Origin of the sequence: Aestuariivirga sp., assembly GCF_020252395.1 — a bacterium.
Classification (GTDB): Bacteria; Pseudomonadota; Alphaproteobacteria; order Rhizobiales; family Aestuariivirgaceae; genus Aestuariivirga.
On sequence record NZ_JADCDB010000014.1, the window covers coordinates 40,112 to 65,623 of the forward strand.

The 25,512-nt window shown below is 64.9% G+C and carries 28 protein-coding genes; 6 read left to right on the forward strand and 22 right to left on the reverse strand.

Features of this window, described 5'->3' with window-relative positions; all coding sequences use genetic code 11:
* Positions 1 to 27: 27 nt before the first annotated feature.
* Complete coding sequence (locus IOC82_RS07895) at positions 28 to 528, forward strand: CinA family protein (RefSeq protein ID WP_290545633.1); 501 nt, start codon at positions 28 to 30, stop codon at positions 526 to 528.
* Here IOC82_RS07895 and IOC82_RS07900 read toward each other — a convergent pair.
* The 10 genes from IOC82_RS07900 to IOC82_RS07945 all read right to left on the reverse strand — a co-directional run bounded on the left by IOC82_RS07900 (position 507) and on the right by IOC82_RS07945 (position 8,914).
* Positions 507 to 974 carry a type II toxin-antitoxin system RatA family toxin gene (locus tag IOC82_RS07900; RefSeq protein WP_290545634.1) on the reverse strand — a complete coding sequence of 156 codons (468 nt, stop codon included), beginning with the start codon at positions 972 to 974 and terminating at the stop codon, positions 507 to 509. The two genes, IOC82_RS07895 and IOC82_RS07900, sit on opposite strands and share 22 nt — an antisense overlap.
* On the reverse strand, positions 974 to 1,918 hold the full coding sequence (lipA, locus tag IOC82_RS07905) for a lipoyl synthase (protein ID WP_290545635.1): 945 nt from the start codon (positions 1,916 to 1,918) through the stop codon (positions 974 to 976). The genes IOC82_RS07900 and lipA overlap by 1 nt, the downstream gene beginning before the upstream one ends.
* A gap of 9 nt (positions 1,919 to 1,927) precedes the next feature.
* On the reverse strand, positions 1,928 to 2,224 hold the full coding sequence (locus IOC82_RS07910; protein WP_290545636.1) for a GlsB/YeaQ/YmgE family stress response membrane protein: 297 nt from the start codon (positions 2,222 to 2,224) through the stop codon (positions 1,928 to 1,930).
* 59 nt (positions 2,225 to 2,283) lie between these two features.
* Positions 2,284 to 3,723 (reverse strand): dihydrolipoyl dehydrogenase, encoded by a 1,440-nt coding sequence (gene lpdA, locus IOC82_RS07915; RefSeq protein WP_290545637.1) that lies wholly within the window; start codon positions 3,721 to 3,723, stop codon positions 2,284 to 2,286.
* A gap of 51 nt (positions 3,724 to 3,774) precedes the next feature.
* Positions 3,775 to 4,413, reverse strand: a complete 639-nt coding sequence (locus tag IOC82_RS07920) for an SGNH/GDSL hydrolase family protein (protein ID WP_290545638.1) — start codon at positions 4,411 to 4,413, stop codon at positions 3,775 to 3,777.
* Between the two features lie 8 nt (positions 4,414 to 4,421).
* Entirely contained in the window at positions 4,422 to 5,705 is a 1,284-nt protein-coding gene (locus tag IOC82_RS07925; RefSeq protein ID WP_290545639.1) for a pyruvate dehydrogenase complex dihydrolipoamide acetyltransferase, read from the reverse strand.
* Between the two features lie 69 nt (positions 5,706 to 5,774).
* Positions 5,775 to 6,113 carry a DUF5076 domain-containing protein gene (locus IOC82_RS07930; protein WP_290545640.1) on the reverse strand — a complete coding sequence of 113 codons (339 nt, stop codon included), beginning with the start codon at positions 6,111 to 6,113 and terminating at the stop codon, positions 5,775 to 5,777.
* On the reverse strand, positions 6,106 to 7,455 hold the full coding sequence (locus tag IOC82_RS07935) for a pyruvate dehydrogenase complex E1 component subunit beta (RefSeq protein ID WP_290545641.1): 1,350 nt from the start codon (positions 7,453 to 7,455) through the stop codon (positions 6,106 to 6,108). Before IOC82_RS07935 ends, IOC82_RS07930 begins: the two co-directional genes overlap by 8 nt.
* Positions 7,456 to 7,468: 13 nt before the next feature.
* Positions 7,469 to 8,506: a pyruvate dehydrogenase (acetyl-transferring) E1 component subunit alpha gene (pdhA, locus tag IOC82_RS07940; protein ID WP_290545642.1), complete on the reverse strand. Its 1,038-nt coding sequence runs from the start codon at positions 8,504 to 8,506 to the stop codon at positions 7,469 to 7,471.
* Between the two features lie 105 nt (positions 8,507 to 8,611).
* Positions 8,612 to 8,914, reverse strand: a complete 303-nt coding sequence (locus IOC82_RS07945; protein ID WP_290545643.1) for a septum formation initiator family protein — start codon at positions 8,912 to 8,914, stop codon at positions 8,612 to 8,614.
* 127 nt (positions 8,915 to 9,041) lie between these two features.
* On the opposite strand from IOC82_RS07945, the gene IOC82_RS07950 reads away from it, so the two are divergent.
* The gene (locus IOC82_RS07950) at positions 9,042 to 9,458 is read left to right on the forward strand and encodes an Rrf2 family transcriptional regulator (protein WP_290545644.1); all 417 of its coding nucleotides are present in this window, start codon (positions 9,042 to 9,044) and stop codon (positions 9,456 to 9,458) included.
* A 12-nt stretch (positions 9,459 to 9,470) separates the two neighbouring features.
* Here IOC82_RS07950 and metZ read toward each other — a convergent pair whose 3' ends face one another.
* A complete protein-coding gene (gene metZ, locus IOC82_RS07955; RefSeq protein ID WP_290545645.1) occupies positions 9,471 to 10,664 on the reverse strand; it encodes an O-succinylhomoserine sulfhydrylase in 1,194 nt (397 codons plus the stop codon).
* 13 nt (positions 10,665 to 10,677) lie between these two features.
* Positions 10,678 to 11,079, reverse strand: coding sequence for a rhodanese-like domain-containing protein (locus IOC82_RS07960; protein ID WP_290545646.1), 402 nt, complete (start codon positions 11,077 to 11,079; stop codon positions 10,678 to 10,680).
* Positions 11,080 to 11,262: 183 nt separating this feature from the next.
* Here IOC82_RS07960 and IOC82_RS07965 point away from each other — a divergent pair, with 183 nt between their 5' ends.
* Positions 11,263 to 13,722 carry an FAD-dependent oxidoreductase gene (locus IOC82_RS07965; protein WP_290545647.1) on the forward strand — a complete coding sequence of 820 codons (2,460 nt, stop codon included), beginning with the start codon at positions 11,263 to 11,265 and terminating at the stop codon, positions 13,720 to 13,722.
* Positions 13,723 to 13,726: 4 nt separating this feature from the next.
* Here IOC82_RS07965 and IOC82_RS07970 read toward each other — a convergent pair whose 3' ends face one another.
* Both IOC82_RS07970 and IOC82_RS07975 read right to left on the reverse strand, forming a co-directional pair.
* Positions 13,727 to 16,081 carry a c-type cytochrome gene (locus tag IOC82_RS07970; protein ID WP_290545648.1) on the reverse strand — a complete coding sequence of 785 codons (2,355 nt, stop codon included), beginning with the start codon at positions 16,079 to 16,081 and terminating at the stop codon, positions 13,727 to 13,729.
* 99 nt (positions 16,082 to 16,180) lie between these two features.
* Entirely contained in the window at positions 16,181 to 16,585 is a 405-nt protein-coding gene (locus tag IOC82_RS07975) for a hypothetical protein (RefSeq protein ID WP_290545649.1), read from the reverse strand.
* Between the two features lie 153 nt (positions 16,586 to 16,738).
* Between IOC82_RS07975 and IOC82_RS07980 the strand changes: the two genes are divergently transcribed.
* Positions 16,739 to 17,398: a peroxiredoxin gene (locus IOC82_RS07980; RefSeq protein ID WP_290545650.1), complete on the forward strand. Its 660-nt coding sequence runs from the start codon at positions 16,739 to 16,741 to the stop codon at positions 17,396 to 17,398.
* Between the two features lie 127 nt (positions 17,399 to 17,525).
* Here IOC82_RS07980 and IOC82_RS07985 read toward each other — a convergent pair whose 3' ends face one another.
* The 8 genes from IOC82_RS07985 to IOC82_RS08020 all read right to left on the reverse strand — a co-directional run bounded on the left by IOC82_RS07985 (position 17,526) and on the right by IOC82_RS08020 (position 24,007).
* On the reverse strand, positions 17,526 to 18,398 hold the full coding sequence (locus IOC82_RS07985; RefSeq protein ID WP_290545651.1) for a DMT family transporter: 873 nt from the start codon (positions 18,396 to 18,398) through the stop codon (positions 17,526 to 17,528).
* Positions 18,399 to 18,427: 29 nt separating this feature from the next.
* On the reverse strand, positions 18,428 to 19,516 hold the full coding sequence (locus IOC82_RS07990; RefSeq protein WP_290545652.1) for an aromatic ring-hydroxylating dioxygenase subunit alpha: 1,089 nt from the start codon (positions 19,514 to 19,516) through the stop codon (positions 18,428 to 18,430).
* A 140-nt stretch (positions 19,517 to 19,656) separates the two neighbouring features.
* On the reverse strand, positions 19,657 to 21,123 hold the full coding sequence (gene gatA, locus IOC82_RS07995) for an Asp-tRNA(Asn)/Glu-tRNA(Gln) amidotransferase subunit GatA (RefSeq protein ID WP_290545653.1): 1,467 nt from the start codon (positions 21,121 to 21,123) through the stop codon (positions 19,657 to 19,659).
* Between the two features lie 3 nt (positions 21,124 to 21,126).
* Positions 21,127 to 21,414, reverse strand: a complete 288-nt coding sequence (gene gatC, locus IOC82_RS08000) for an Asp-tRNA(Asn)/Glu-tRNA(Gln) amidotransferase subunit GatC (protein ID WP_290545654.1) — start codon at positions 21,412 to 21,414, stop codon at positions 21,127 to 21,129.
* A gap of 88 nt (positions 21,415 to 21,502) precedes the next feature.
* Complete coding sequence (locus IOC82_RS08005) at positions 21,503 to 22,012, reverse strand: SRPBCC family protein (RefSeq protein WP_290545655.1); 510 nt, start codon at positions 22,010 to 22,012, stop codon at positions 21,503 to 21,505.
* A gap of 3 nt (positions 22,013 to 22,015) precedes the next feature.
* Positions 22,016 to 22,513, reverse strand: a complete 498-nt coding sequence (locus IOC82_RS08010; protein ID WP_290545656.1) for an MGMT family protein — start codon at positions 22,511 to 22,513, stop codon at positions 22,016 to 22,018.
* A gap of 91 nt (positions 22,514 to 22,604) precedes the next feature.
* The gene (locus tag IOC82_RS08015; protein ID WP_290545657.1) at positions 22,605 to 23,231 is read right to left on the reverse strand and encodes a GNAT family protein; all 627 of its coding nucleotides are present in this window, start codon (positions 23,229 to 23,231) and stop codon (positions 22,605 to 22,607) included.
* Positions 23,232 to 23,299: 68 nt separating this feature from the next.
* Entirely contained in the window at positions 23,300 to 24,007 is a 708-nt protein-coding gene (locus IOC82_RS08020; RefSeq protein ID WP_290545658.1) for a metal-dependent hydrolase, read from the reverse strand.
* A gap of 96 nt (positions 24,008 to 24,103) precedes the next feature.
* On the opposite strand from IOC82_RS08020, the gene ruvX reads away from it, so the two are divergent.
* Both ruvX and IOC82_RS08030 read left to right on the forward strand, forming a co-directional pair.
* Positions 24,104 to 24,568: a Holliday junction resolvase RuvX gene (gene ruvX / locus IOC82_RS08025; RefSeq protein ID WP_290545659.1), complete on the forward strand. Its 465-nt coding sequence runs from the start codon at positions 24,104 to 24,106 to the stop codon at positions 24,566 to 24,568.
* The gene (locus IOC82_RS08030) at positions 24,565 to 25,500 is read left to right on the forward strand and encodes an AEC family transporter (protein ID WP_290545660.1); all 936 of its coding nucleotides are present in this window, start codon (positions 24,565 to 24,567) and stop codon (positions 25,498 to 25,500) included. Before ruvX ends, IOC82_RS08030 begins: the two co-directional genes overlap by 4 nt.
* Positions 25,501 to 25,512: the final 12 nt, after the last annotated feature.

Consider the following 25,512-nt stretch of genomic DNA (forward strand, 5'->3'; position numbering starts at 1 on the left):
GGAGTGGTCGGCAGTAGGCCGTGCGTGATGGGCGTGTTCGGGGATGAATTGACGGCGCGCGCAGGCGAACTGATCGCGCGTTGCCGGGCCAAGCACCTCATGCTCGCCACCGTGGAGAGCTGCACCGGCGGGCTGATCGCAGGGCTCATAACCTCCGTGCCCGGATCATCGGACGTGCTGGACTGCGGGTTCGTAACCTATTCCAATGTGGCGAAGACGCGGATGGTGGGGGTGCCGGCCGATCTCGTTACGCGGCATGGCGCTGTCAGCGAAGAGGTGGCGCGGGCGATGGCGGAGGGGGCGCTGTCGCACTGTCCGGCGGACATTGCGGTGGCAGTCACAGGTGTGGCCGGGCCTGGTGGCGGGACGGCGCTGAAGCCGGTGGGGCTGGTGCATTGCGCGGCGGCGCGGCGGGGGTTCGCGACTGTGCACCGCGAGCTGCGGCTTGACGACGTCGGGCGTGACGCTGTGCGGATCGGGACGGTGCGGGTGGCCGTCGAAATGGCCTACGAGATCGCGGGCCCATAGAGCGCCCGTGCGCGTTCCTCGAAGGCGGACATGATCTTGCGTACGGCCATGTCGAACATGCCGGACAGCACCATCTGGAGCATCTTGCTCCTGAGCGCATAATCGACGGTGAAATTGATGTCGCATCGGTTATCGCCCGTGGGCACGATCTTCCATTCGGAGACGAGGTGCTTGACCGGACCCTGATCCGAGCGCGCGGTGACGGTGAACGCCGCCGGATCGACGGTGACGCGGCTCGCCATCACCTCCTCGATGCGGAGCTTGTCATAGGCGACTGTCAGCTCGCCCTCGAAATGCTCGCAGCCCTGTTCGTCCGTCTTCGCCCCGCGCACGAGGGAGCGCTTCACCAGCGGCAGGAATTCCTTGTACTTCGCCACGTCGCGCGCGATGGCGAAGACCTGGTCTGCCGTGTAAGGAACGGAGCGGGAGACGCTGAACTTGGGCATCAGCCGCGCCGGGCCCGGGCGGCGCGGAGTCTGGCGAAATCATCGCCCGCATGATGCGAAGACCGCGTCAGCGGCGAGGCGGCGACCATCAGGAAGCCCTTGGCATAGGCGATGGTCTCGTAGCCCTTGAACTCGTCCGGCGTCACGAAGCGGTCAATCGCCGCGTGCTTGCGGGTGGGCTGGAGATACTGGCCGATGGTGATGAAGTCGATCTCCGCCGAGCGCATGTCGTCCATCACTTGCATCACCTGCTCGCGGGTTTCGCCCAAGCCCACCATGATGCCGGATTTGGTGAACATGGCGGGATCGAGCTCCTTCACGCGCTGGAGCAGCCGCAGCGAGTGGAAATAGCGCGCCCCGGGCCTGATCCTCAGATAGAGCGACGGCACGGTTTCGAGATTGTGGTTGAAGACGTCGGGCTTGGCCTCGACGACGATTTCGAGCGCGCCGTCCTTCTTGAGGAAGTCGGGCGTCAAGACTTCGATGGTGGTCTGGGGCGATGCGGCGCGGATGGCCCCGATGGTGCGCGCGAAGTGATTGGCGCCGCCGTCGGCCAGATCGTCACGGTCGACCGAGGTGATGACGGCATGCGACAGGCCCATGCGGGCAATGGCATCCGCCACCTTCTCCGGCTCGTCCGCCGTCAGCGCGTCCGGCATGCCGGTCTTCACGTTGCAGAAGGCGCAGGCCCTGGTGCAGGTGTCGCCCATGATCATGAAGGTGGCGTGCTTCTTCGACCAGCATTCGCCGATATTGGGGCAGCCTGCCTCCTCGCAAACGGTGACGAGTTTGTTCTCGCGCACGATCTTCTGCGTTTCCGCATAAACGGGCGAGCCCGGCGCCTTGACCCTGATCCATTCCGGCTTCTTGAGCACCGGCGTGTCTGGCTTGTGCGCCTTTTCGGGGTGGCGCGGCTTCGTCTTGCTGTCGAGGATGGTGACCATCAGGCTTGCCTAATTGCTCCTGCTCCTGACGAGCCGCAGCACATAGAGCAGCACGATGGCGCCCCCGGCTGCGACGATCAGATTGCCCCAGAACCAGCCCTGGAAGATCTCGCCCAGCCTGATCCCCAGAAGATTGGCGAGGAAGGCGCCGATATAGGAGCCGATCACGCCGATGATGATGTTCTTGATGAGGCCGTGCTCCTCCTTCATCACCCTTTCGGCGATCCAGCCGGCAATTGCGCCGATGAACAGCGTGCCGATCCAGCCTACGCCGCCGCCAAGATCCATCAGGTTGTTCGATTCCATGCGCTGTCCTCGCGTCTTGCCTCGGCGGAAGATAGGGGCCCGCGCCCGGCACATCAAGCTTACATGTGGATGACGCGGCCATAGGCGTCGAGCACGCTCTCATGCATCATTTCGGAAAGCGTCGGGTGCGGGAAGACGGTGTGCATCAGCTCTTCCTCCGTCGTTTCAAGCCCCATGGCGACGACGAAGCCCTGGATCAGCTCGGTGACCTCGGCGCCGACCATATGGGCGCCCAGAAGCCGCCCGGTCTTCGCGTCGAAGATGGTCTTGATCAGGCCCTGGTCCTCGCCCAGCGCGATGGCCTTGCCATTGGCGAGGAAGGGGAAGCGGCCGACCTTCAGCTCATAGCCCGCCGCCTTGGCCTTGGCCTCGGTGAGGCCGACGCTCGCCACCTGCGGATGGCAATAGGTGCAGCCGGGGATCTGCTCCTTCTTCATCGGGTGGACGTCGAGGCCCTTGATCTTCTCGACACAGATGACGCCCTCATGCTCCGCCTTGTGGGCGAGCATCGGCGGGCCGGCCACGTCGCCGATGGCATAGACGCCGGGGATGTTGGTGCGGCCATAGCCGTCGATGACGATGCAGCCACGCTCGGTCTTCACACCCAGCGCTTCAAGCCCCAAGCCCTCGATGTTGCCCTGCACGCCGACGGCCGAGATGACGCGGTCGACCGTGATCTGCTCCGACTTGCCGCCCGCCTCGATCGTCGCGGTGACGCTGTCGCCCGCCTTGTCGAGCTTGGTGACCTTGGCGCTCAAGCGGAACTTGATGCCCTGCTTTTCAAGCAGCTTCTGGGCGAGTTTGGAGATCTCGGTGTCCTCCACCGGCATGATCTGGTCCATGAGTTCGACTACGGTGACGTCCACGCCCATGGCATTGTAGAAGGAGGCGAACTCGATGCCGATGGCGCCGGAGCCCACGACCAGCAGCGACTTCGACATGGCCTTGGGCGCCATGGCCTCGAAATAGGTCCACACCAGCTTGCCATCGGGCTCGAGGCCCGGCAGCACGCGCGGGCGGGCACCCGTCGCCACGATGATATGCTTCGCCGTGTAGGCGCCGGGGCCAGCGGCACCCTTGGGTTCGGGTGGCTGCGGCTGGACGGCGGGCTTGGCCGGCTTCGTCACCACGATCTCGTTGGGCTTCGTCAGCTTCGCTTCGCCCCAGATGACGGTGACCTTGTTCTTCTTGAGCAGCATGGTGACGCCGCCGTTGAGGCGCCCCGCCACGCCGCGCGAGCGCTGCACGACGGCAGCCGGATCGAAGGAGATGTTATCCGCCGACAGGCCGTAATTCTTGGCGTGCTTCATGTAGTGGTAGATCTCGGCGGACCTCAGCAGCGCCTTGGTGGGGATGCAACCCCAGTTGAGGCAGATGCCGCCCAGATGCTCACGCTCGACGAGCGCGGTCTTGAGGCCGAGCTGTGCCGCGCGGATCGCCGCCACATAGCCGCCGGGGCCGCCGCCGATGATGATGATGTCGAAGCTGGTGTCGGCCATGTCGCGTTCCTTATCCATCGCGGTCCGTCACCCCAAGCCGGGATGACGGAATTATAAATCGAGTATCCTCGTCACCACCGGCGCCAGCGCGGTGCCGATGGCCTTGGTGTTCGCGGCGTCGAGATGGCCGCCGTCGGTCTTGTCGGCTCTGGCCACCGTGCCTGCATCGAAGAAATGCACACCCATCTCCTCCGCCACGCGGGCGTAGTGTTTGCCGAACAGCTGCGACTCCGCGATGGCGTGGCCCCAGAGGTCGTTGAACCATTCATCCTCCGTCGGCACGAGCGCGGGCGGCGCGACGATCAGCACCTGCGGGCGCGGCGCCCAGTCGAGGAAGGGGAAGGTCTGGACGATCTGGACAAGCCGCGACATGCCCAGCGAGGCATCGAAGGCGCGGCAGCGCTGCGCGAACTTCAGATCGTTGGTGCCCAGCATGATGATGACAAGGTCGAGCGGCTGGTGTGTGGCGAGCAGCATGGGCAGCGCGTGCGCGCCGTTGCGGTCATCCAGCGTGGTCGGATCGTCGAACACCGTGGTGCGGCCGTTGTGGCCCTCCTCGATGACGCGCGCCTTGCCGTCGAGACCCGCCGCCAGCACGTTGGGCCAGCGCACGTCGTGAGGGTGGCGCTCGAAGCTGCCGGCAATGAAGCCCCAGGTGAGGCTGTCGCCGAAGGCGAGGATGTGTTTCATCGCGGGCCTCACACCAGCATCAGGCCGGGTTCTTCGAGATGGGACTTGATGGCGCCGATGAATTCCGCGCCCAGCGCGCCGTCGATGCAGCGGTGGTCGGTGGAGAGCGTGATGGTCATCTGTTGTTCGATGACGATGCCGTTGCCACGCACCACGGGGCGGCGCTCGCCCGAGCCTACGGCGAGGATCGAGGCGTGAGGCGGGTTGACGATGGCCGCGAAGCTTTTCACGTTCAGCATGCCCATGTTGGAGATCGCCGCCGAGCCGCCGGTATATTCCTCGGGCTTGAGCTTGCGGTTGCGGGCGCGGGCGGCATAGTCCTTCATCTCGGTCGAGATCCGGGCGAGGCCCTTCAACTCGGCCGAGCGGACGATGGGTGTGATGAGGCCGCCGGGGATCGAGACCGCAACGCCGATGTCGGCGTGCTTGTGCTTCACCATGGCAGTCTCGGTCCAGGTGACATTGGCGTCCGGCACCTTGATCAGCGCCATGGCCATGGCCTTGATGATGAAGTCGTTGACCGAAATTTTCCAGAGGGGCTTGCCCTCCTTGTCCTTCGGCGCCTGCAGGTTCAGCCGCTCGCGCAGGTCGAGAAGATGGTCGATGGCGACGTCCACCGAGACATAAAAATGCGGGATCGTCTGCTTCGACTCGGTGAGCCGGCGCGCGATGACCTTGCGCAGGCCGTCATGCGGCACGAGTTCGTAGGAGCCCTCGGCGAAGAGCTTCAGCACCTGCTCGTCGGAAGGGGGCGGGGCGATGGCGGCCGCGGCGGGTTTTGCTGCAGGCTGGGCGGCAGGCTTTGCGCTGTCGACGTCCTTCACCACGATGCGGCCATGGGGGCCGGAGCCGAGCAGCGTGGCGATGTCGATGCCCTTCTGCTTGGCCACGCGCCGGGCAAGCGGCGAGGCGAAGATGCGCGCGCCCTCGGCCCGTGCGGGCGCGGGTGGCGCTGCCGGCGCAGGAGCAGGCGGAGGAGCCGCCGCTACGGCTGCGGGCGGGGGTGCGGTGGGCTTGGGGGCCGGGGCAGCCCCCTGCCCCATCTTCTCGCCCTCGCCGAGGATCACCGCGATGGGGGTGTTGACGAGGACGTCCTCCGTGCCCGCGGGGATCAGAAGCTTGCCGACGGTGCCCTCATCGACGGCCTCGACTTCCATGGTGGCCTTGTCGGTCTCGATCTCGGCCAGCACGTCGCCGGACTTTACGGCGTCGCCCTCCTTTTTGAGCCACTTGGCAAGCTTGCCCTTCTCCATGGTGGGCGACAGGGCGGGCATGAGCACATTCACGGGCATCGGCGGAGTTCCCTATTCGTCTGATAGGCGCGGGCGCCGTTCTGGCCCCCGCGCAGGGTCGCGCTTGCTTTACGGCTTGTTGGCGAGCGGCGAGAGCTGGGCGGCGACCTTGGTCAAGTCCTCGTTCAGCACCTTGCGGATGGCGGCGAAATTGTCGGACGGGTTGCCGTGGCCCATCTCGGCGCAGGCGGCAGCGACCTGCTGCGCCATGCCGGCCAGCACATGGCCCCAGACCTCGGGCGTGCCGAAAGCCATGGCATGGAGCGAAAGGCTCAAGCCCCCGCCGGTGATCCAGGCGCGGGCCACTTCGCCGGCCTTGGGATCGTGGAACACCTCATGCGGCGGCTCCAGCTGGTGCGGGTGCATTTCGCCGTGGTGATTGTGGTGGTGGTGATCGTGGTCAGACATAGAGCACAGCCTTTGCTGCGGCGGCCACCTCATCGGCATTGGGCAGCGCCAGTTTCTCCAGATTGGCCGCATAGGGCATCGGAACGTCCTTGCCGGCGACGCGTGCGACGGGCGCGTCGAGGTAGTCGAAGGCATGGGTCATGATCTGGGCGGCAATCTCGCTCGTCACCGAGAATTGCGGGAAGCCCTCCTCCACGCACACACAGCGGTTGGTCTTCTTCACGCTCTCGATGACGGCCGCCAGGTCCATCGGGCGGATGGTGCGGAGGTCGATGACTTCGGCCTCAATGCCCTCCGCCGCCAGCTTCTCAGCCGCGGCCATGGCATGGGTCATGCCGATGCCGAAGGAGACGATGGTGACGTGGTGGCCAACGCGCGCGATGCGCGCCTTGCCGATCGGCACCAGCCAGTCCTCGACCTTCGGCACCTCGAAGCTCTTGCCGTAAAGAATTTCGTTTTCGAGGAAGACAACCGGGTTGGGGTCGCGGATCGCCGACTTCAGAAGGCCTTTCGCATCAGCGGCCGAGTAAGGCATCACAACTTTCAGGCCTGGGATGTGGCCATACCAGGCGGCATAGTCCTGGCTGTGCTGGGCGGCGACGCGCGCGGCGGCTCCGCTCGCGCCGCGGAACACGATCGGGCAATTGAGCTGGCCGCCTGACATGTAATGCGTCTTGGCGGCGGAGTTGATGATCTGGTCGATGGCCTGCATGGCGAAATTGAAGGTCATGAACTCGACGATGGGCTTGAGGCCCGCGAAGGCCGCACCCACCGCAAGGCCGGTGAAGCCATGTTCGGTGATCGGCGTATCGATGACGCGCTTGTCGCCGAACTCGTCCAGCATACCTTGCGAAATCTTGTAGGCGCCCTGGTACTGGCCCACCTCCTCGCCCATGAGAAAGACCTCCGGGTCGCGGCGCATCTCCTCCGACATGGCCTCGCGCAGGGCCTCGCGCACCGTCATGGTGACCATTTCGGCGCCGGCGGGGATGCCCGCATCCGCGGGGGCGCCGGAGGTGATGACAGCGGGAGCGGCGACGGGTGCTGCCCCGGCCCTGGGCGTTTCCGCCTTCGGCGCATCGGCCTTGGGTGCGGGGGCCGCATCGGCCTCGCCGATGACGGCAATGGGCGTGTTGACTTTCACGTTCTCGGCGCCGGCGGGCACGAGGATGGCGGTGAGCGGGCCCTCGTCAACGGCTTCCACTTCCATGGTGGCCTTGTCGGTTTCGATCTCCGCGATGACATCGCCGGGCTTCACCACGTCGCCGACGTTCTTGAGCCACTTGGCGAGCTTGCCCTCTTCCATGGTGGGAGAAAGGGCGGGCATGAGGATGGATGGCATTGGCGTCCCCGGCTCAGGCGTTCACGTAGATGTCGGTGTAGAGCTCGGATACATCGGGCTCCGGATCGTTCTGGGCGAATTCCGCGGCCTCGGTTACGATGGCGCGAATCTCGGCGTCGATCTTCTTGAGGTCGTCCTCGGTGGCGAGCTTTCCGTTGAGGATGCGGGCCTTTACCTGTTCGATCGGGTCATGCTCCTCGCGCATTTTCTGAACTTCTTCCTTGGAGCGGTATTTCGCGGGGTCCGACATGGAGTGGCCGCGGTAGCGGTAGGTGAGCATCTCGAGGATGTAGGGGCCCTCGCCCGAGCGGCAGTGATCCAGCGCGCGCTCGGCGGCGTCGCGCACGGCGCGCACGTCCATGCCATCGACCTGCTCATAAGGAATGCCGAAGGCCGCGCCGCGCGCGCCCAGTTGCTCGGCCTGCGCCGTCGAGCGGGTGGCGGCGGTGCCCATGGCATAGCGGTTGTTCTCGATCACGAAGATGACGGGCAGCTTCCAGATCGAGGCCATGTTGAAGGTCTCGTAGACCTGGCCCTGGTTGGCCGCACCGTCGCCGAAATAGGCGACCGACACCTGGCCGTTGCCGCGATACTTGTTGGCAAAGGCGAGGCCTGCCCCCAGCGGCACCTGGGCGCCGACGATGCCGTGGCCGCCATAAAACTGCTTCTCCTTGGAGAACATGTGCATGGAGCCGCCCTTGCCCTTGGATAGGCCGCCGCGGCGGCCGGTGAGCTCCGCCATGACGCCCTTGGGGTCCATGCCGGCGGCAAGCATATGGCCATGGTCGCGATAGGAGGTGATGACGGCGTCACCCTCCTTCTGGGCCATTTCCATGCCGACGACGACCGCTTCCTGGCCGATATAGAGGTGGCAGAAGCCGCCGATGAAGCCCATGCCATAGAGCTGGCCCGCCTTCTCCTCGAAGCGGCGGATCAGCAGCATCTCGCGATAGGCGTAGAGTTCCTCTTCCGTCGTGAAGCCGCTGTTGGTGAGGTTGGGCTTGTCACCCTTCCCGGACTTCTTGGAGATATAGGCTGACTTGACCGCCATGAATGCTTCCTCCAGCCATGAGCACTTCCGAGTTTCATAGCATTAAACGATTGAGAAAGAAGGCTGTTTTATGAATTAACCGGATTTCGGTTTACGCTAAGGATTTCACTCGGAGATTTGCCGCGACGTGAAGGCCACCACGTCGGTGGGCTTGGCGAGTTCAAGGTTGCCTCGGGCCAGTTCGTCGAGGAGGTCGGGGTCGATGCTTTCCGGGCGCAGCAGGGAGACCTTGCTTTCGAGCTTCTCGCGCCGAGCCTGCATGTCCTCATACTTGTTCTTGAGCGAGGCGACCTTCATGACGAGATTGTCGCGATAGGGAAAGCCGCGCGGGCCCTTGTAGGCGTGCCAGCCGAAATAGCCGAGCAGCGCGCAGCAGACGCAGGTGACAACGATGTCGAAGCGGCGCATAGACCCGGCTCCCTTGATCTCCCTCGCAGGTTTCGGCGGACTCGGTTAACAATCCCCTCACCTTGCCGCGATTTATTCGCTTGACCTTTGGGGTTACCGTGACGATGTAACTCTTGGAGTTACGAATATGTTGAGCAGCAGCCGTTTCGTCGTCGCCGTCCATGCCTTAAGCGTCCTCGCCCGGTTCAGGGGCAAGGGTCCCGTGTGCTCGGCCCTCGTCGCCGAGAGCGTGCACACCAATCCGGTGGTGATCCGCCGGCTGATGACGGAGCTCGAAAGGGCGCGGTTGGTGAAATCGGTGGCAGGCCGCGCGGGCGGTTTCGAGATCGGCAGAGACCCCGCCGAGATCAGTCTGGCGGACGTCTATTTCGCGGTGGAGGACGAGAACGTCTTCCGCATGCATAAGACGGACCCGCAGTCGAGCTGCCCGGTGGCGGCGCAACTGGGCAAGGTGCTGTCAGGCCCCTTGCGGACGGCGGAGTGCGCGCTGCATTCCTCCCTCGCCAAGACGTCAATCCGCGACGTCGCCTTCGCCATCGTCTGATGCGCGGTCCGATCAGGCCGCCAGCGCCTGCCTGAGGTCGCCCACGAGATCGTCCGTATCCTCGAGTCCGACTGACAGGCGCACCATGCCTTCGGTGATGCCCATGCTGGCGCGGGCTTCGGCCCCGATGTTGCGGTGGGTGGTGGAGGCCGGATGCGTCATCAGCGACTTGGCGTCGCCCAGATTGTTCGAGATGTCGATGATGCCCAAGTGGCGCAGCAGGTCGAAGGCCTGGTTCTTGCCGCCCTCCACTTCGAACGTCACCATGGTGCCGCCGAGCTTCATCTGCTTGCGGCAGAGGGCGGCCTGCGGGTGCGTGTCGAGATGCGGGTAGAGCACGCGGGCCACGCCCTTCATGCCCTGGAGCGCTTCGGCAACCTTGCGGGCCGAATGGCTCTGCGCTTCGACGCGGAGTTTGAGCGTTTCGAGGCCCTTGAGCAGAACCCAGGCGTTAAAGGGCGAGATCGACGGGCCGGTATGGCGCAGGAAGGGCTTCAGCAGCTCGTCCTTGAAGGCCTTGGTCGAGAGTACGGCGCCGCCCAGCACCCGCCCCTGCCCGTCCATGTGCTTGGTGCCCGAATAGACGATGACGTCCGCGCCGTAGTTCAGCGGGCGCTGCAGGATGGGCGTGGCGAAGATATTGTCGACCACCACATTGGCGCCCCTGGCCTTGGCGATGGCGCAGACGGCCTCGAGATCCAGCACTTCGAGCGTCGGGTTGGACGGGGTTTCAAGGAAGACGCACTTGGTCTCGGAGGTGATGGCCTTTTTCCAGGCATCGAGGTCCTTGCCGTCGACCAGCGTGGTCCTGATGCCGAAGCGCGGCAGAATGGCGGTGACGACCTGGTAGCAGGAGCCGAACAGCGCCTTCGACGCCACAAGATGATCGCCCGCCTTCAGCTGGCAGGCCAGCGCGCCGAAGACGGCGGACATGCCGGAGGCGAGCGCATAACAGGCCTCCGCCCCTTCGAGCAGTGCTAACCGCTCCTCGAACATCGAGACGGTGGGATTGCCATAGCGGCCATAGACATAGCCGTCATCCTCGCCGGCGAAACGGCGTTCGGCGGTTTCCGGCTCGTCATAGACGAAGCCCGAATTGAGGAAGAGGGCTTCCGAGGTCTCTCCATGTTCGGTGCGGTGCAGGCCGCCGCGCACCAGCTTGGTCGAGTCGCCCCAGCTCTTCGGATCGGACTTGTGCTTCTTCATCGCCCTCGATCCCCTAGCTTTGCACCCAGGGGAGGCCGGCCGCCTTCCAGCCGCCCAGCTTGCCGCGATGGCCGGACCCGTCCTTGTCGCCCTCGAAGCCTTCGGCCACGTTCCAGGCGTTGGAATAGCCGGCCTGCGTCAGTGCCGAGGCGGCCGAGGCCGAGCGCGCACCCGAACGGCAGATGCACAGGATCTCGGTGTCCTTGGGCAGGCCCATCTGCTCCACTTCGGTGACGAAACTGCCGTTGACCTGCATCGACGGAAAAACCTGCCAGGACAGCCGGATCAGCCGCTCCACAGCGGGCACGCCCACGAACACCCATTCCGGCTGGGTGCGCACGTCGATGAGCACGGCGGCAGGGTTGTTCTGGAGCCGCTGATAGGCCTCGGCCGGGGAAATGTCACCCTGATGCATGGAACGATCCGTTCGTTGTTTCGAACGATTTAGTCCAAACCGATTTCCCCTGCAAAGGAATTTGGCCGCTGGCCCCGTCGGCGGGTGAAAGGCTGGTCCGCGCCCGTGAGGCGGTTTGGCGCTTCCGGATGCAGGACCGCGCCTGTTAGAAGACCTCCTCAGCTGATCCGGAGTCTTCCATCCATGTCCAAGTCCCTGCCCGCCCGCACCGACGTCCTCATCATCGGCGGCGGCATTGTCGGTTGTTCGATCGCCTATCACCTGACGAAGGAGGGGATTACCGACGTGGTGTTGCTGGAGCGCAAGCAGCTGACCTCCGGCACGACTTGGCATGCGGCGGGCCTCGTGGGCCAGCTGCGCGCCACGCGCAACCTGACCGAACTCGCCAAGTATACGACAACGCTCTTCGAGGGGCTGGAGAAGGAGACCGGACAGGCCACCGGCTTCAAGCAGAACGGATCGATCTCGGTGGCCTTGACCGACGGGCGGCTGGAGGAGTTGGTCCGCGGCGCGTCCATGGCCAAGAACTTCGGCCTCGACGTGCAGGTGATTTCGGTGGGCGAAATCCACGCGCGGCTGCCGCATTACAACATGGAGAACGTCAAGGGCGGCGTGTTCCTGCCCAAGGACGGACAGGTGAACCCCATCGACGTGACCCAGGCGCTGGCCCAGGGCGCGCGCTCGCGCGGGGCGAAGGTGCTGGAGAACGTCAAGGTCACCCGCATCCTGACCAAGGATGGCGCAGCCTATGGCGTCGAGACCACCGACGGCACGATCATGGCCGACAAGGTGGTGGTGGCGTCGGGCATGTGGTCGCGCGATCTTGGCCGGTCGATCGGCGTCAACATTCCGCTGCATGCCTGCGAGCATTTCTACATCGTGTCGGAGCCCATCGCGGAGCTGCCGCGCAACATGCCGGTGGTGCGCGTTCCCGACGAGTGCACCTATTACAAGGAGGATGCGGGCAAGCTGATGGTGGGCGCCTTCGAGCCCAAGGCCAAGCCCTGGGGCGGCGGCGGCATCGACGAGGACCATGCCTTCGTGACGCTGCCCGAAGACATGGACCATTTTGAGCCTATTCTCGCCAATGCCATCAACCGCGTGCCGCTGCTCGAGACGGCGGGCATCCAGCTGTTCTTCAATGGCCCCGAGAGCTTCACGCCGGACGTGAAATATTACCTGGGCGAGGCGCCGGAGGTGAGGAACGTCTATGTGGCGGCGGGCTTCAACTCGATCGGTATCCAGTCCTCGGGCGGCGCGGGCCTCGTGCTGTCCAAGTGGATCAAGAACGGCCATCCGCCGATGGACGTCACGGGCATGGACATCCGCCGCATTCATCCCTTCCAGTCGGTGAAATCTTACGTGCGCGAGCGCGTGTCGGAATCTCTCGGCCTGCTCTATGCCATGCACTGGCCCTACCGCCAGGCGGAGACGGCGCGCGGCGTGCGCCGTTCGCCGCTCTATCATTACGAGAAGGAGCTGGGCGCGGTCTTCGGCGAGGTCAATGGCTGGGAGCGGCCCAACTGGTATGCCCGCGGCGGCGTGAAGCCTGAATATGAATATTCCTATGGCCGCCAGAACTGGTTCCCCTGTGCGGACTACGAGGCCAAGCAACTGATGGCCAACTGCGCCTTCTTCGACCAGTCGAGCTTCGCGAAGTATTCGGTCGAGGGCCGCGACGCATGCAAGGTGCTGAACCGCGTCTCCGCCGCCAATGTCGACGTGGAGCCGGGCCGCATCGTCTATACCCAGTGGCTCAACGAGCGCGGCGGCATCGAGGCGGACCTCACGGTCACGCGGATCGAGGAGAACCGCTTCCTCGTCGTCACCGGTGCGGCCCCGCAGACGCGCGACATGGCCTGGCTCAAGCGCCACACCCCGGCGGACGCGCAGTGCGTGTCGATCGACATCACTTCTGGCCTTCCCATGATCGCGGTGATGGGCCCGAAGTCGCGCGCGCTGCTGGAGAAGGTGTCGGGCGCGGACCTCTCCAACGCCGCCTTCCCCTTCGGCACGTCGAAGGAACTCGAGATCGGCTATGCCCGCGTGCGGGCGAGCCGCATCACCTATGTGGGCGAGCTGGGCTGGGAGCTCTATATCCCCACGGAATTCACGGCGCATGTCTTCGAGGTGCTGCAGGCCGCGGGCACGGAGTTCGGCCTCACGCCGGCCGGCATGCATACCATGAACAACTGCCGCACCGAGAAGGCCTACCGCCACTGGGGCCATGACATCGCGGATGAGGATACGCCGCTGGAAGCAGGCCTCGGCTTCGCGGTCGCATGGGACAAGCCGGGCGGCTTCATCGGCCGCGAGGCGCTGCTGAGGCAGAAGGCGCTGCCGGTGCTGGCAAGGCGCTTCGTCTGCCTGGCGCTGGAGGACAATTCGGAGAAGGCCCCGATGATCTATCACGAGGAGCCGATCTACCGGAACGGCGTGATCGTCGGCTCGACCACGTCGGGCGCCTGGGGGCACCGCGTGAACCTGTCTCTGGGGCTGGGCTATGTCCACAACAAGGACGGGGTGACCAAGGACTGGATCGCGAACGGCACATGGGAAGTGGAACTGGCCTGGAAGCGCTATCCGGCGAGCGTGCAGTTCCAGGCCTTCTATGACCCGAAGGGAGAGCGCATCAAGGCCTGAGCACTCACCGCATCGTGGCCTCGACGGCAGCTCGGATCTTCAGCGTGCGGAAATAGGCTTCTGCCGCAAGCGGATCGCCCAGCACCTGAACGTCGAAGATGCACTGCTCGCGGGCCTGCTTGTCGGTCAGGCTGGCGCAGACCTGCTTGGCGACATCGAGTGACGCGGGCTCCTTCACCAGCGGCGCGCCGCCCAGCGCACTGACCTGGCACTTATTGTTGGTGGCGGGCCAGTTGGGGTCGACGAAGCTCTTCGCGGTCTGACCGGCTGCATAATCGAAGAGGCTGGTGTTGTCGGTCACCCGCCAGGTCCGCGCGAACTTGCCGTAGAGCACCGCGAAGCGATTTGCCACCGATGCCGGCATGGGGCCGAAATTCTCGCGGCCCCCACCACGCGGCAGCCATTCGCCGCCGGCCACATGGCCCATGATGCCGGCGCGCGCCGAGGTGCCCAGCACCTCGACGTCGATGTACCAATAGCCTTGCGAGTCCCAGTAACGGGGCGTCGCAATGACGCGCGTGCCATCGGCCGCCGCGAAGGTGAGGCTGCCGCCGCCATTGGCAGTGATGGCATTGCCATTGCCGAGGTCGAGGCGCCCGCTCTCGAGCGTGGTGGCGTGGCCATCGATGCGCAATTGCACGCGCTGCTCTTTTCCCGCGACGCCGGTCTGCTGGTAGGTGACGCGCTGCTTGCCAAGCTTCAGCGCCACCGCGGTGTTGAGGCTCACGCAGCTGGCGATGCCGTGATAGCGATCCGGCCCCGGAACGAAGTTGGTGAGCACCGGGCTCTGCCGCGTCTGCAGTTCGAAAATGCCGTCCTGGTCGCGCAGCGCCACGAATTCACCCGCCGCCTGGAAGTCATAAGCGATGCCGTTGGTGGTGACGATGTGAGGGTCGCCGCGGTCCGACGGGCCCGCCGTGGGGCCAATGCCGCAGAAGGGCGTGGGGTTGGTGGTTGTGGGCGTAAGGTCGGCAATGGCCTTCACGTCCGCGTCGCCCGCAGCACTGCCGGGGGTGAACTGCGGCATGGAATGCGGAACACCCACCTGGATCGCCTGGCGCAGCACGCGGCCGCAATAGCCCGGGATTGCCGTCGAGAGATGCGGCAGCTGGCCGCCCGTGCCGCCCGCGGCATGGCAGCCGGCACAAGCATTCGGCAGATAGGCATCGTTCAGGCGCTTGGTGTTCTGCGGCCAGGAGGCGAGCACGATCGGGTCATACCAGGTGTCGCCGAACATCGGCATGCTGAAGGGTGGCTTGCCGAGCTTGCCCAGCACCGTTTCGGCGGGGGCGAACTGCGGCAGGTTGGCGGCGCGCGGCGGAACCGGGTTCATCGGATGGACGATGAAGGGGTTTTGCCCGGCGTGGCAATCGGTGCACATGCCCGCCAAGGGACTGGTGAGCTGGGCGCCGCCGCTCATGAAGCGTCCGGTGGGATTGGGGCTGACCTGCGCAGGGTCGTTCCAGCCAATGGGAATGCGCGTGCCCTTCGTGAAGGCGAATGACAAGCCGTTCATCTGGTTGTCCCAGAAGCAGGTGGTCGACTTGCCGGTGATGGGCGAGGCGCGCTTGCCGAGGCAGACGATGCCATCGAGCGCCACGGTCACGCCATCGTCCGGGTTGGTGTCATCCGAGCGCGGCAGCGCGATGCACATTCCCTCCGGGCTGGTGCTGACATAGGTCATCACCTCGACGCTGCTGTTGAACAGGAACAGCTGGTCGGTGGGAATGAAGCCCTGGCTCACCCAGCGCGGGTCGCCGATGGGCGGCGGGATGGGCACGCCGTGGCTGCGGCACTCATTGATGTAGGCGAGGCCCGAATTGGTGGTGGCCGAGCGCGGCGCGAGCGTGACGGCGGTGCCGAAGCCATAGCGCTGCAGATAGGCTTCGAAATCCGCGCCGAGATCGATGGGCTTGCCATAGACGAGCGTGCCGGGGGTTGCCGTTTTCGGCAGGTCGAAGCGCAGCACATAGGCAAGGCTGTTGAGGCCGCGGCGGTTGCTCTCGTCCGAGGGGACGGGTTTGGCGTTGGCATAGAGCCAGTCGGCGGCGCGCAGGTCGAGCATCAGGCGCTGGTTGGCGGAGAGCACGCGGTCACGCCGGGCGGCGGCGAGCTGGCGGTCGAAGACGGTGCGCTTTTCCAGCGGCACGCGGCCATAGGCGTCATTGATGTACCAGGCGATGGCGCTGGTGACGAAGCTGGCGGTTGGAATGATCTGGTTGCCACTCTTGTCGAGGAAGGCGCCGTGGCCCATCACGGCGATGGGCCCCGTGGCCTCCTGCGCTGCGGCGGGGCCCGGTGGCAAGGCGGACAGGAACAGGGTGACGAGCAGGCCAAGCCAGGCTGAAAAACCGCGCATTCCACACCCCCATCATGTTACGTGCCAATGCGCCACCGCCGGACACTTGACGTAACGTTAACAGAATAGGTGGTTTATGCAACTCTTGCGTGACAGCCCTCAGCGGCCGGCCGCGAGCGCCTGTTCGCGGCGGGATAAGAACAGCGACATCAGAAGACCGGCGATGACATCGATAAGCGTCATCAACGTCAGGATGAAGAAGGTGGCTGTGCCGGCATAATCGACCAGCAGGAACGCCACGAGTGCCACCCCGAAAGTGGCGACCGAGAGGATGTGGCCGAGGACCGCCGCCCACCCCGGCCATGCCGCCTTGACCATGTTGAGAAACAAGGCAATGAGACCGGCGATCACGAAGAAATCGCCGCCGCGCAGCGTCATTTCCGCGCCCGAGGCGAGCGTCATCGAATAGGCATCGCCGTCGATCATCATGCCGCCGCCCGGCCCCATGAGCAGATAGGCCGCGATGACGATGGCGAGGGCGGGAAAGGCGGTGATATACTTCATGGCGGCGGTTCTCCGGTGTGGCCCATAGCTAACCCGGGTTCGGCGATTCCCGCAAAGCCGGGTTGAGCGAAATGCCGGACAAAATGTTCTTTATTCAGAACCCGACCTGCACTATACTCTACTACCGCGCCAGACAATGATGGAGGCTCCCACATGACCCTGCAAATCGGCGACATCGCCCCGGACTTCGAGGCCAACACCACGGAAGGACGCCTGAAGTTCCATGATTACATCGACGGCTCCTGGGTGGTGTTCTTCTCCCACCCCAAGGATTTCACCCCCGTCTGCACAACCGAACTCGGCTCGGTCGCCAAGATGAAGCACGATTTCGACAAGCGTGGCGTGAAGCTGATCGGCATCTCGATCGACTCGGTCGAGGATCACAAGCGCTGGAAGGACGACATCAAGGACGTGACCGGCGCCACGGTGAATTATCCGATGATCGGCGACGAGGATCTTTCCGTGGCGAAGCTCTATGGCATGATCCACCCCAATGCGTCGGGCAACGCCAAGGGCCGCACCGCGGCGGACAATGCGACCGTGCGCAACGTCTTCGTCATCGGGCCGGACAAGAAGATCAAGTTCATCGCCGCCTATCCGATGAGCACGGGCCGTAACTTCAACGAAATCGTGCGCGTGGTGGACTCCCTCCAGCTCACCGCAACGAAGTCGGTCGCCACACCCGCCGACTGGAAGCAGGGCGAGGACGTGATCATCCTCGCCTCCATTTCTGACGATGCCGCCAAGGAGAAGTTCCCCGGCGGCTGGAAGACGCTGAAGCCATACCTGCGCGTGGTGCCGCAGCCGAAATAAGTGGAAGTGCCCCGCAGCGCCCGCTGCCCGATCTCAAAATGCCCGGCTGCTCCGGGCATTTCCCGTAACCGCTCAAGCGCGTCGTCGGGTCGCGCCGGGCAGGGGCGCGGACCCATGAAAGTGCGCGTCAGTGCTGTACCGCCCCGGCTCGCAGGTGAATGTAGCCGACCGCGAGAATGGTGATCACCGCGCCGAGAAGCTGCAGGCCCGTGAGCACCTCGCCCAGAAGCAAAAACGCCAGCACCAGCCCGAACACAGGGGTGAGGTTGAGGCAGCTTCCAGCCAGCCCTGCCGAGATCCTCGCCAGCGCATACATGTAGAGGGAAAAGGCCACCGCATATTGCAGCACGCCCGAGATGATTACCACCGTCCACTCGCCGGCCCCCGATGGCCCCGCCAGCCCCCCGAAGAGCAGCGCATCCGCCGGAAGGGCCGTCAGCGCCAGCACCAGGGCCGAGAGCTGCTGCAGGCCCACGATCACCGAAGTGTCGTGATTGGCGGCAATGCGGGCGCTGAGCGTCACATAAACGGCAGCGGCGGCGGTGGCCACGAAAATGAGGATGACGCCGGTCGGATCGTTCTCCCCGGCGCCGGTGTCGAAGAGTCCCAGGGCCATGGCGAGGCCCGCCAGCGCGACGAGCGACGACACCACGACCGGCACCCGCAACGGCTGCGCCAGCAGGACTGCCGCAAGCACCAGGATCATGATCGCCTCGCTGGCCTGGATGAGTGTGGCCACCCCTGCTCCCACGCTGACTAGTCCGATGAGGCCGAGAAGATAGGCGAGACCCGGCTCCAGGAGCCCCAGCAGCGCGATGCGGCCAGCCGCAGGACGTGGCGGCAGCCTGCGGCGCAGGACGAGGATAACGCCCCACAACAGCATGTTGCTCACTATCAGCTGCAAGGTGAGCAGCAGCACGGGAGAGGTGTTCTGGAGCGCTGCCTTGGAGAGCACCGTGGCGCTGGCCCAACACAAAGCGGCAAGGGAGGCAGCTGCCACGCCCGTGACGTGCTGCCCCGCCGCAGGACTCATCTGGCACCGACAGCGCGGGCGACGAGGCTATTGAAGTGGGCAAGCGGACCCTCGGTGAGGGCCGGCTGCGCCGGGTTGACCACGAACACCCCATGCTCGAGAGCGCCGGACTTCAGGCCCTTGTGCGCCGCCACGATCAGCTCATTGTCTTCGCGCTCCAGCACGTTTCCTTCCCAGTCCATCAGCGCCTGCGCTTCGGCATCGACCGCGCCATCGACAAAGAAGTAGTCGCAATAGCCAATGGTGCGCTCGGCCGAGACCGGCATCATATGGAAGACGAGAAGGTTCTGCTGGCCGGGGAAAATGTTGAAGGTGAGGTTGGGCCACAGGCCCCAGCCGGAAAACTCCGTCTGCATGCCCTCACGCGGCGTATGGCGGTAGGCGGCATTGTCCGGCCGCAGCGCCGGCGCACGCGTCGACACGTAGAACGCCGATTGCGAGACCTCGAAGGCGGGGATGCACATCAGATCGGCGAGGGCCGGGTGGGTCGGTGTGCAGTGATAGCACTCGAGATAGTTCTCGACCATCACCTTCCAGTTTCCGGCGACCTCCGCCGTGAATCGCCTGGCGAAGCGCAACCTGTCGAGGGCGGGGGACTTCGCCTCAAGCTCCGCCAGGAAGCCGCCGAAACGTTCGTCGAAATTGTCCGGCCCCGCTTCGATCCGCACGAATACAAACCCGTGCCGGACGATCACCTCGACCGGGCGCAGCCCATCATGACCGCAGGGGAACTGTCCGCTGCCGAGACCCGGCACCGCCCGCAACACGCCATCCGTGCGATAGGTCCAGGCATGATAGGGACAGGTGAACTGGTTAACCCTGCCCGCGCCCACCGCCAGAACGTGGCCGCGGTGCACGCAGACATTATAAAAGGCGCGGATCACTTGATCGCTGCCACGCACGATAAGCAGCGGCACCGGTCCGACGTCGAAGGTCTGGTAGCTGCCCGGTTCCGGCAGCTGCGACACATGAAGCGCGTAGAGCCATTCGCACCGGAAGATAGTGCGGAATTCTAAGTCGAAGCGCTCCGCAGAGGAATAGGCCGCCGCAGGCAATGTCGGCACAAACCTCAAAGCCGATGACATCGTTTCGAACCCCGGATACCAACTACAACCTTCCCTAGGGTAAAATCGTTCACATAGTCAACCAGAAAGTATTCTCCCTTGCGAGATGGAGGCGCGGTCCGCCGCGATGCCCTTCCTTTACGACGGGGAGTGACCCCGGCCTACCAGCAGGGCCACGCGCTGAACCGTCCGGCCGCCTGCTCGATCGCCGCCGCAGCCTGGAACAGCGTCTCCTCGCCGAAGGGCTTGCCGATGAGCTGGAGGCCCAATGGCAGGCCATCCGCCGAGAGGCCGGCGGGGACCGCGATGCCCGGGAGGCCAGCCATGTTCACCGTCACCGTGAAGATGTCGTTCAGATACATCTGCACAGGGTCCGTGATCTCGCCCGGCGCGAAGGCGGGGCTGGGGGTGGCGGGGGTCAGCACCAAGTCGACCTCGCTCCAGGCCTTGTCGAAGTCCTGTTTGATCAGTGTGCGGACCTTCTGGGCGCGGACGTAATAGGCGTCGTAGTAACCCGCCGACAGCACATAGGTGCCGATCAGGATGCGGCGCTGCACTTCGCGGCCGAAGCCGGCGGCGCGGGAGTTCTCGTACATATCCACGATGTCGTCACCGGGGACGCGCAAGCCATAGCGCACGCCGTCATAGCGCGCGAGGTTGGAGGAGGCCTCGGCGGGCGCCACGATGTAATAGGCGGGAAGAGCGTATTTTGTGTGGGGCAGCGAAATCTCGACGATCTCCGCTCCTTCAGCCTTCAGCCACTCGGCGCCCTTCTGCCACAGCGCATCGATCTCGGCGGGCATGCCGTCGACGCGGTATTCCTTCGGGATGCCGACGCGCAGGCCCTTGATGGGGCGGCCGATGGCGGCTTCGTAGTCCGGGACGGGGAGATCGACGGAGGTCGTGTCCTTCGGATCCACACTCGCCATGGACTTCAGCATGATCGCGGCATCGCGCACGTCGCGCGCGATGGGGCCGGCCTGATCGAGAGACGAGGCGAAGGCGACGATGCCCCAGCGCGAGCAGCGGCCATAGGTGGGCTTCATGCCCACCGTGCCGGTGAAGGCCGCGGGCTGGCGGATGGAGCCGCCGGTGTCAGTGGCCGTGGCGGCGGCGCAGATGTGGGCGGCGACTGCGGCAGCCGAACCACCCGAAGAGCCGCCGGGCACGAGGGCGGCGTTGGAGCCCTTGCGTTTCCACGGATTGATGACGTTGCCGTAGTAGCTCGTCTCGTTGGAGGAGCCCATGGCGAACTCATCCATGTTGAGCTTGCCGAGCATGACGGCGCCGTCACGCCAGAGATTGGCGCTTACGGTTGATTCATACTGCGGCTTGAAGCCGTCGAGGATGTGGCTGCAGGCCTGGGTGTGGACACCCTCGGTGGCGAAGAGGTCCTTGATGCCGAGCGGGATGCCTTCGAGCGCCCCGCCCTGCCCCGCGGCGAGCCGGGCATCCGAGGCCCTGGCCATCTCACGCGCTTTCTCCGGCGTCTCGACGACATAGGCATTGAGCAAGCGTGCCTTCTCCATGGCGGCGAGATAAGCGTCCGTCAGTTCGAGGGCGGAGAACTGCTTTTTCTTCAAACCCTCGCGGGCGGCGGAAATGGTGAGGGCGGTAAGGCTGGTCATCGCTTACTCCACCACCTTCGGCACCATGAAGAAGTCATCGTCCTTCGCGGGCGCATTGGCGACGATTTTCTGCGGATAGTGTCCGTCGGTCACCTCGTCCTGGCGCATCTTCATCTTCATGGTCACGACGGAGGTCATGGGCTCGACAGTGGCGATATCGACCTCGTTCAGCTGCTCGATGAAGCCCAAGATGGCGTTTAGTTCGCCCGCAAGCCGCGGCACGTCCTCGTCCTTCACCTTCAGGCGCGCAAGCCGCGCCACGCGCTTGACGGTTTGCTGATCGACAGACATCGGGGAATCCAGTCCTTGAGGCTTAATCCAAGCGCGCGGAATAGCATCCGCTCCGGCCCCCTGCAACTTGGCTTTCGAGCCCGCGCCTCTAGGGCCCGGGGGCCGGTGGCATAAGCGCCTTGCCCAGGTCGGCCAGGTAAAGATCCGTGTGCGATCCAGGCGGGGCAACGAGACGGCCGATAAGCCGGAAGACAGGATTGGGGATCGTGACCCGCTCGGTCACCTCAAGGCGTGTCCCTTCGCCCTGCGGCGTGAAACGGCCGGTCCATTCACCGTTGAAGCCGCGGGCGGAGACATAGGAGATGGCGAAGCGCTCATTGGGCAGGCTTTCCTCGATCCTGAATGCGATCCGGTCGCCGTCGCTGGTTTGTTCCACCCAGTTCTGCCCGTCAGACGCCATCTCGATCCTGCCGATGTCGGAGCGCCAGTTCGCTTGCCCCGCTGCGTCGGCGACCTTTGCGAAGACGCGCTCGACGGGGACAGGCAGCACCACGGACCGGTTGGCTTCGGTGGTCCTGGGCAGAAGCAGCCCAGCAATCAGCACAACGCCTCCAAGGGCGAGGATCGAACCTGCAACGACAATGATAGCGGTCTTCATGGGTCAGGCCTCCTCGATGTTGCGCTCAGGCTTGCGCGCTTCATAGTCATAGACGGCCAGTTGCTTGCGCAGCGGCGAGGCGCGTACCCCTTCCGCTGCGAGCAGCACCGACTGGCGTTCGACACCGCCAGGGAGCTTTGGGTTGAGGAAGCCGCCCTTGCGCAGCACCCGCCACCAGGGTGTGAGTTCGTCCTGCGGAACGCCGCGCGCCCGCCGCTCCTCCGCCGCGCGGGCCGACATGTTGGCGAAGATGGCGGTCGAGACCGGGCAGGCCACCGCCACCTTGTGACGCCGCGCGAGCGCCGTCCTGAGATCATCGAGCGTCACGACCTCGCCCGGTTCGAGCTTGCGGATCAGCGCGTCAACCTCCGCCGGGCTCGACACCACCATGGCCCCGCCCTTGGCCTCCGCATAACCCGGCGCACCGCGCGGGATGACATGGACGATGTGCGGCTCGCGCCCGCTGTTCAGGTGCTCGATTGCGGATTTCTTTTTCGCCATAACGACCCCCGGCAAGTCACTGCTGCACGGTGAGGTAGCGCAGGGGTTGAAGTTTGTGAATAAGGCCTGTTTGTTCAGGCTCCGTTCCCGCTCATGCCACCGCCAGGGGTGCTTTCTGACGGCCCTTCTCGTCGAAGTTCTCAGGCCGGAGCCAGCGCTCGAAGCCGGCCCTCACGCGGCGCCAGTCCTTGTCCAGCATGGCGAACCACGCGGTGTCGCGGTTGCGGCCTTTGACGATCATGTGCTGGTGGAAGATGCCCTCGAATTCGAAGCCAAAGCGCGCGGCCGCCTTGCGCGAGGGGGCGTTCAAGGCGTCGCATTTCCATTCGAGGCGGCGCACGCCGAGGTCATCGAAGCAGTGGCGGATCATCAGGAAGATCGCTTCGGTGGCCTCGCGGGTTTGCTGCAGGCCGGGCGACATCCAGATATGTCCGATCTCGATCACCCCATTGGGGGCGTCTGACCGCATGAAGCTGCCCATGCCCACGGCTTTGCCGGTGGCGCGGTCGATGAAGGCATAGAACCACGGATCGCGCGAGGCCTGCCGCTCCCCTATCCAGGATTCGAACTGTTCGAAGCTCGCCCAAGGGCCGTAGCCCAGGTAAGTCCAGACTGTCCCGTCCGGATCGCTGTCCTTGAAGCTTTCATAGAGGTCCCTGGCGTGGCGTTCCGCCGACACCGGCTCAAGCAGCACCCAGCGGCCGTGCAACGGGCGCATGTCGGGTTGGGAACCCGGCGGAAGCGGATCAACGGCGGGGCCGGCCGGGCGTGCAGCCTTCTTGCGCATCAGAAGGTCAGCGTTTCGCCGGACGCCATGACGCGGACCTTGCCGGCATCGGGGCCCATGGCCTTGAGGAACTTCGAGGCGTCGTCATCCACAAAGCCCTTGAAGGAGGCGAAGTGGCAGGGGATCACCGTTTTGAAATCGAAAAAATGGCGGCAGGCATGGGCTGCCTGATCGCCGCCCATGGTGAACCGGTCGCCGATCGGCAGGATGCCGATGTCGGGGCGATAGAGCTCATTGATGAGCTTCATGTCATAGGAGATGCCGGTGTCGCCGGCGATGTAGAGCGTGTTGCCCTGCTCTTTCTTCGGCGCGATCACGAAACCCGACGGGTTGCCGAGATAGACCGGCTGCCCCGCCACCATATCGGAGGAGGAATGCCATGCGTTGGTGAAGATCACGTCGAAACCGTCGAAACCGATGCGGCCGCCATGGTTGCCGGGGCTGTATTTCTCCACCCCCTTGCCGTTGAGCCATGAGCAGACCTCGAAATTGGAAACGAGCGTGGCGCCCGTGGCCTTGAGGATCTCGACCGAGTCGCCCACGTGGTCGCCATGGCCGTGGGTGAGGAGGAGATGGGTGAGCCCCTGGCTTGCCTCCTGCCAGCTGGATTTCGCAGCGGGATTTCCGGTGAAGAACGGGTCGACAAGGATGACAGCCCCGCCGGTTTCGATGCGGAAAGCCGAATGGCCGTGATAGGCGATCTTCATCTGAGGCACTCCTGTGGATGGCGATGTATCCTCCCCTGTCACGGGAATGGCAAGGCAGCGGTTTCGCACCGCCGCGGAATGGTCTAGGTGAATACCATGGCCGCCCCCGACCTCACCCTTGCCGATGCCGTTGCCGCCATTCCCGTCGGCCGGCGGCTGATGGGGCTCGACCTCGGCGCCAAGACCATCGGGGTTGCCACCTCCGACCGCACCCGGATGATCGCGACCCCCGTCGAGACCATCGCGCGCAAGAAGTTCACGCTCGATGCGGAGCGGCTGATCGCCATTGCGGCGGCGGAGAACATCGGGCTCATCGTGCTGGGGCTGCCTGTCAACATGGACGGCACGGAAGGGCCGCGCTGCCAGTCCACCCGGTCCTTTGCGCGCAATTTCGGCAGGCTGTCGCCCATCCCCATCGTATTTTGGGATGAGCGGCTATCGACGGCGGCGGTGGAGCGGATGCTCATCCAGGCCGATGCCTCGCGCGCCAAGCGTGACGCGGTGATCGACAAGCTCGCCGCCGCATGGATTTTGCAGGCCGCACTCGACTCGCTCAGATGACGGCGATCTTCCTCGCGCTTCTTCCGGTCTTCATGGTGATCCTCGTCGGTTTTGCGCTGAGGAAAGGGCAAGTCATCCCGGACGGGCAATGGGCGGGTCTCGACCATGTCTGCTATTTCGTGCTGTTCCCGGCGATCATCTTCAAGGAGATCGCGGCGGCGGATTTCTCCAACGTGCCGGTGATGCAGATGGCGGGAGCCATGGCGATTTCGGTGATCGCGATGATCGGGCTGCTCGTCCTGTTCAACAAGCCGCTGATGGCGGCGCTGGGGATTAACGGGCCGCAATTCACCTCGCTCGTGCAGGGGGCGGCGCGCTGGCACACCTTTATCGCCTTCGCCATCATCCCGCTGACCTTCGGCACGCAGGCGCTGTCGCTGGGCGCGGTGAGTGCGGCGGTGATGACGCCGCTGCTCAACATCCTTTGCGTCACCGTCATGGCCCGCTTCGCGCACGAGACCGATGTGCCGCCGGGCCGGCTTCTGCTGTCGATTCTGAAGAACCCCTTTGTCTTCTCCTCCCTCGGCGGTGTCGCCTGGCAGCTTTCGGGGCTGGAGCTTCCGGCCATGGCGCTGCAGGTGCTGGACATGATTGGGCGCGGCGCTCTGGGCCTTGCCTTGCTCACCGTGGGGGCTGGCCTGCGCATCGGCTCCGTAGTCACGGAATGGCGGCCGGTGGCGCTGGCCGTCGTGCTGAAGCTCCTGGCCATGCCGGCCCTGATGGCGGCAAGCCTGTGGCTGATGGGTGTTGATGGCGAGGCCTTCGCGGTGGCGCTCCTTTGCGGGGCGGTGCCGACCGGCTCCGGCTCCTATGTCCTGGCCCGCAAGATGGGGGGCGATGCGCCCATGGTGGCCAACATGCTGACCATTCAGGTGATCGCCGCGGCCGTCACAATTCCCCTCGTTTTGTGGCTGGCGGGTGTGGCCCGTTAACCCGCTGTGCAA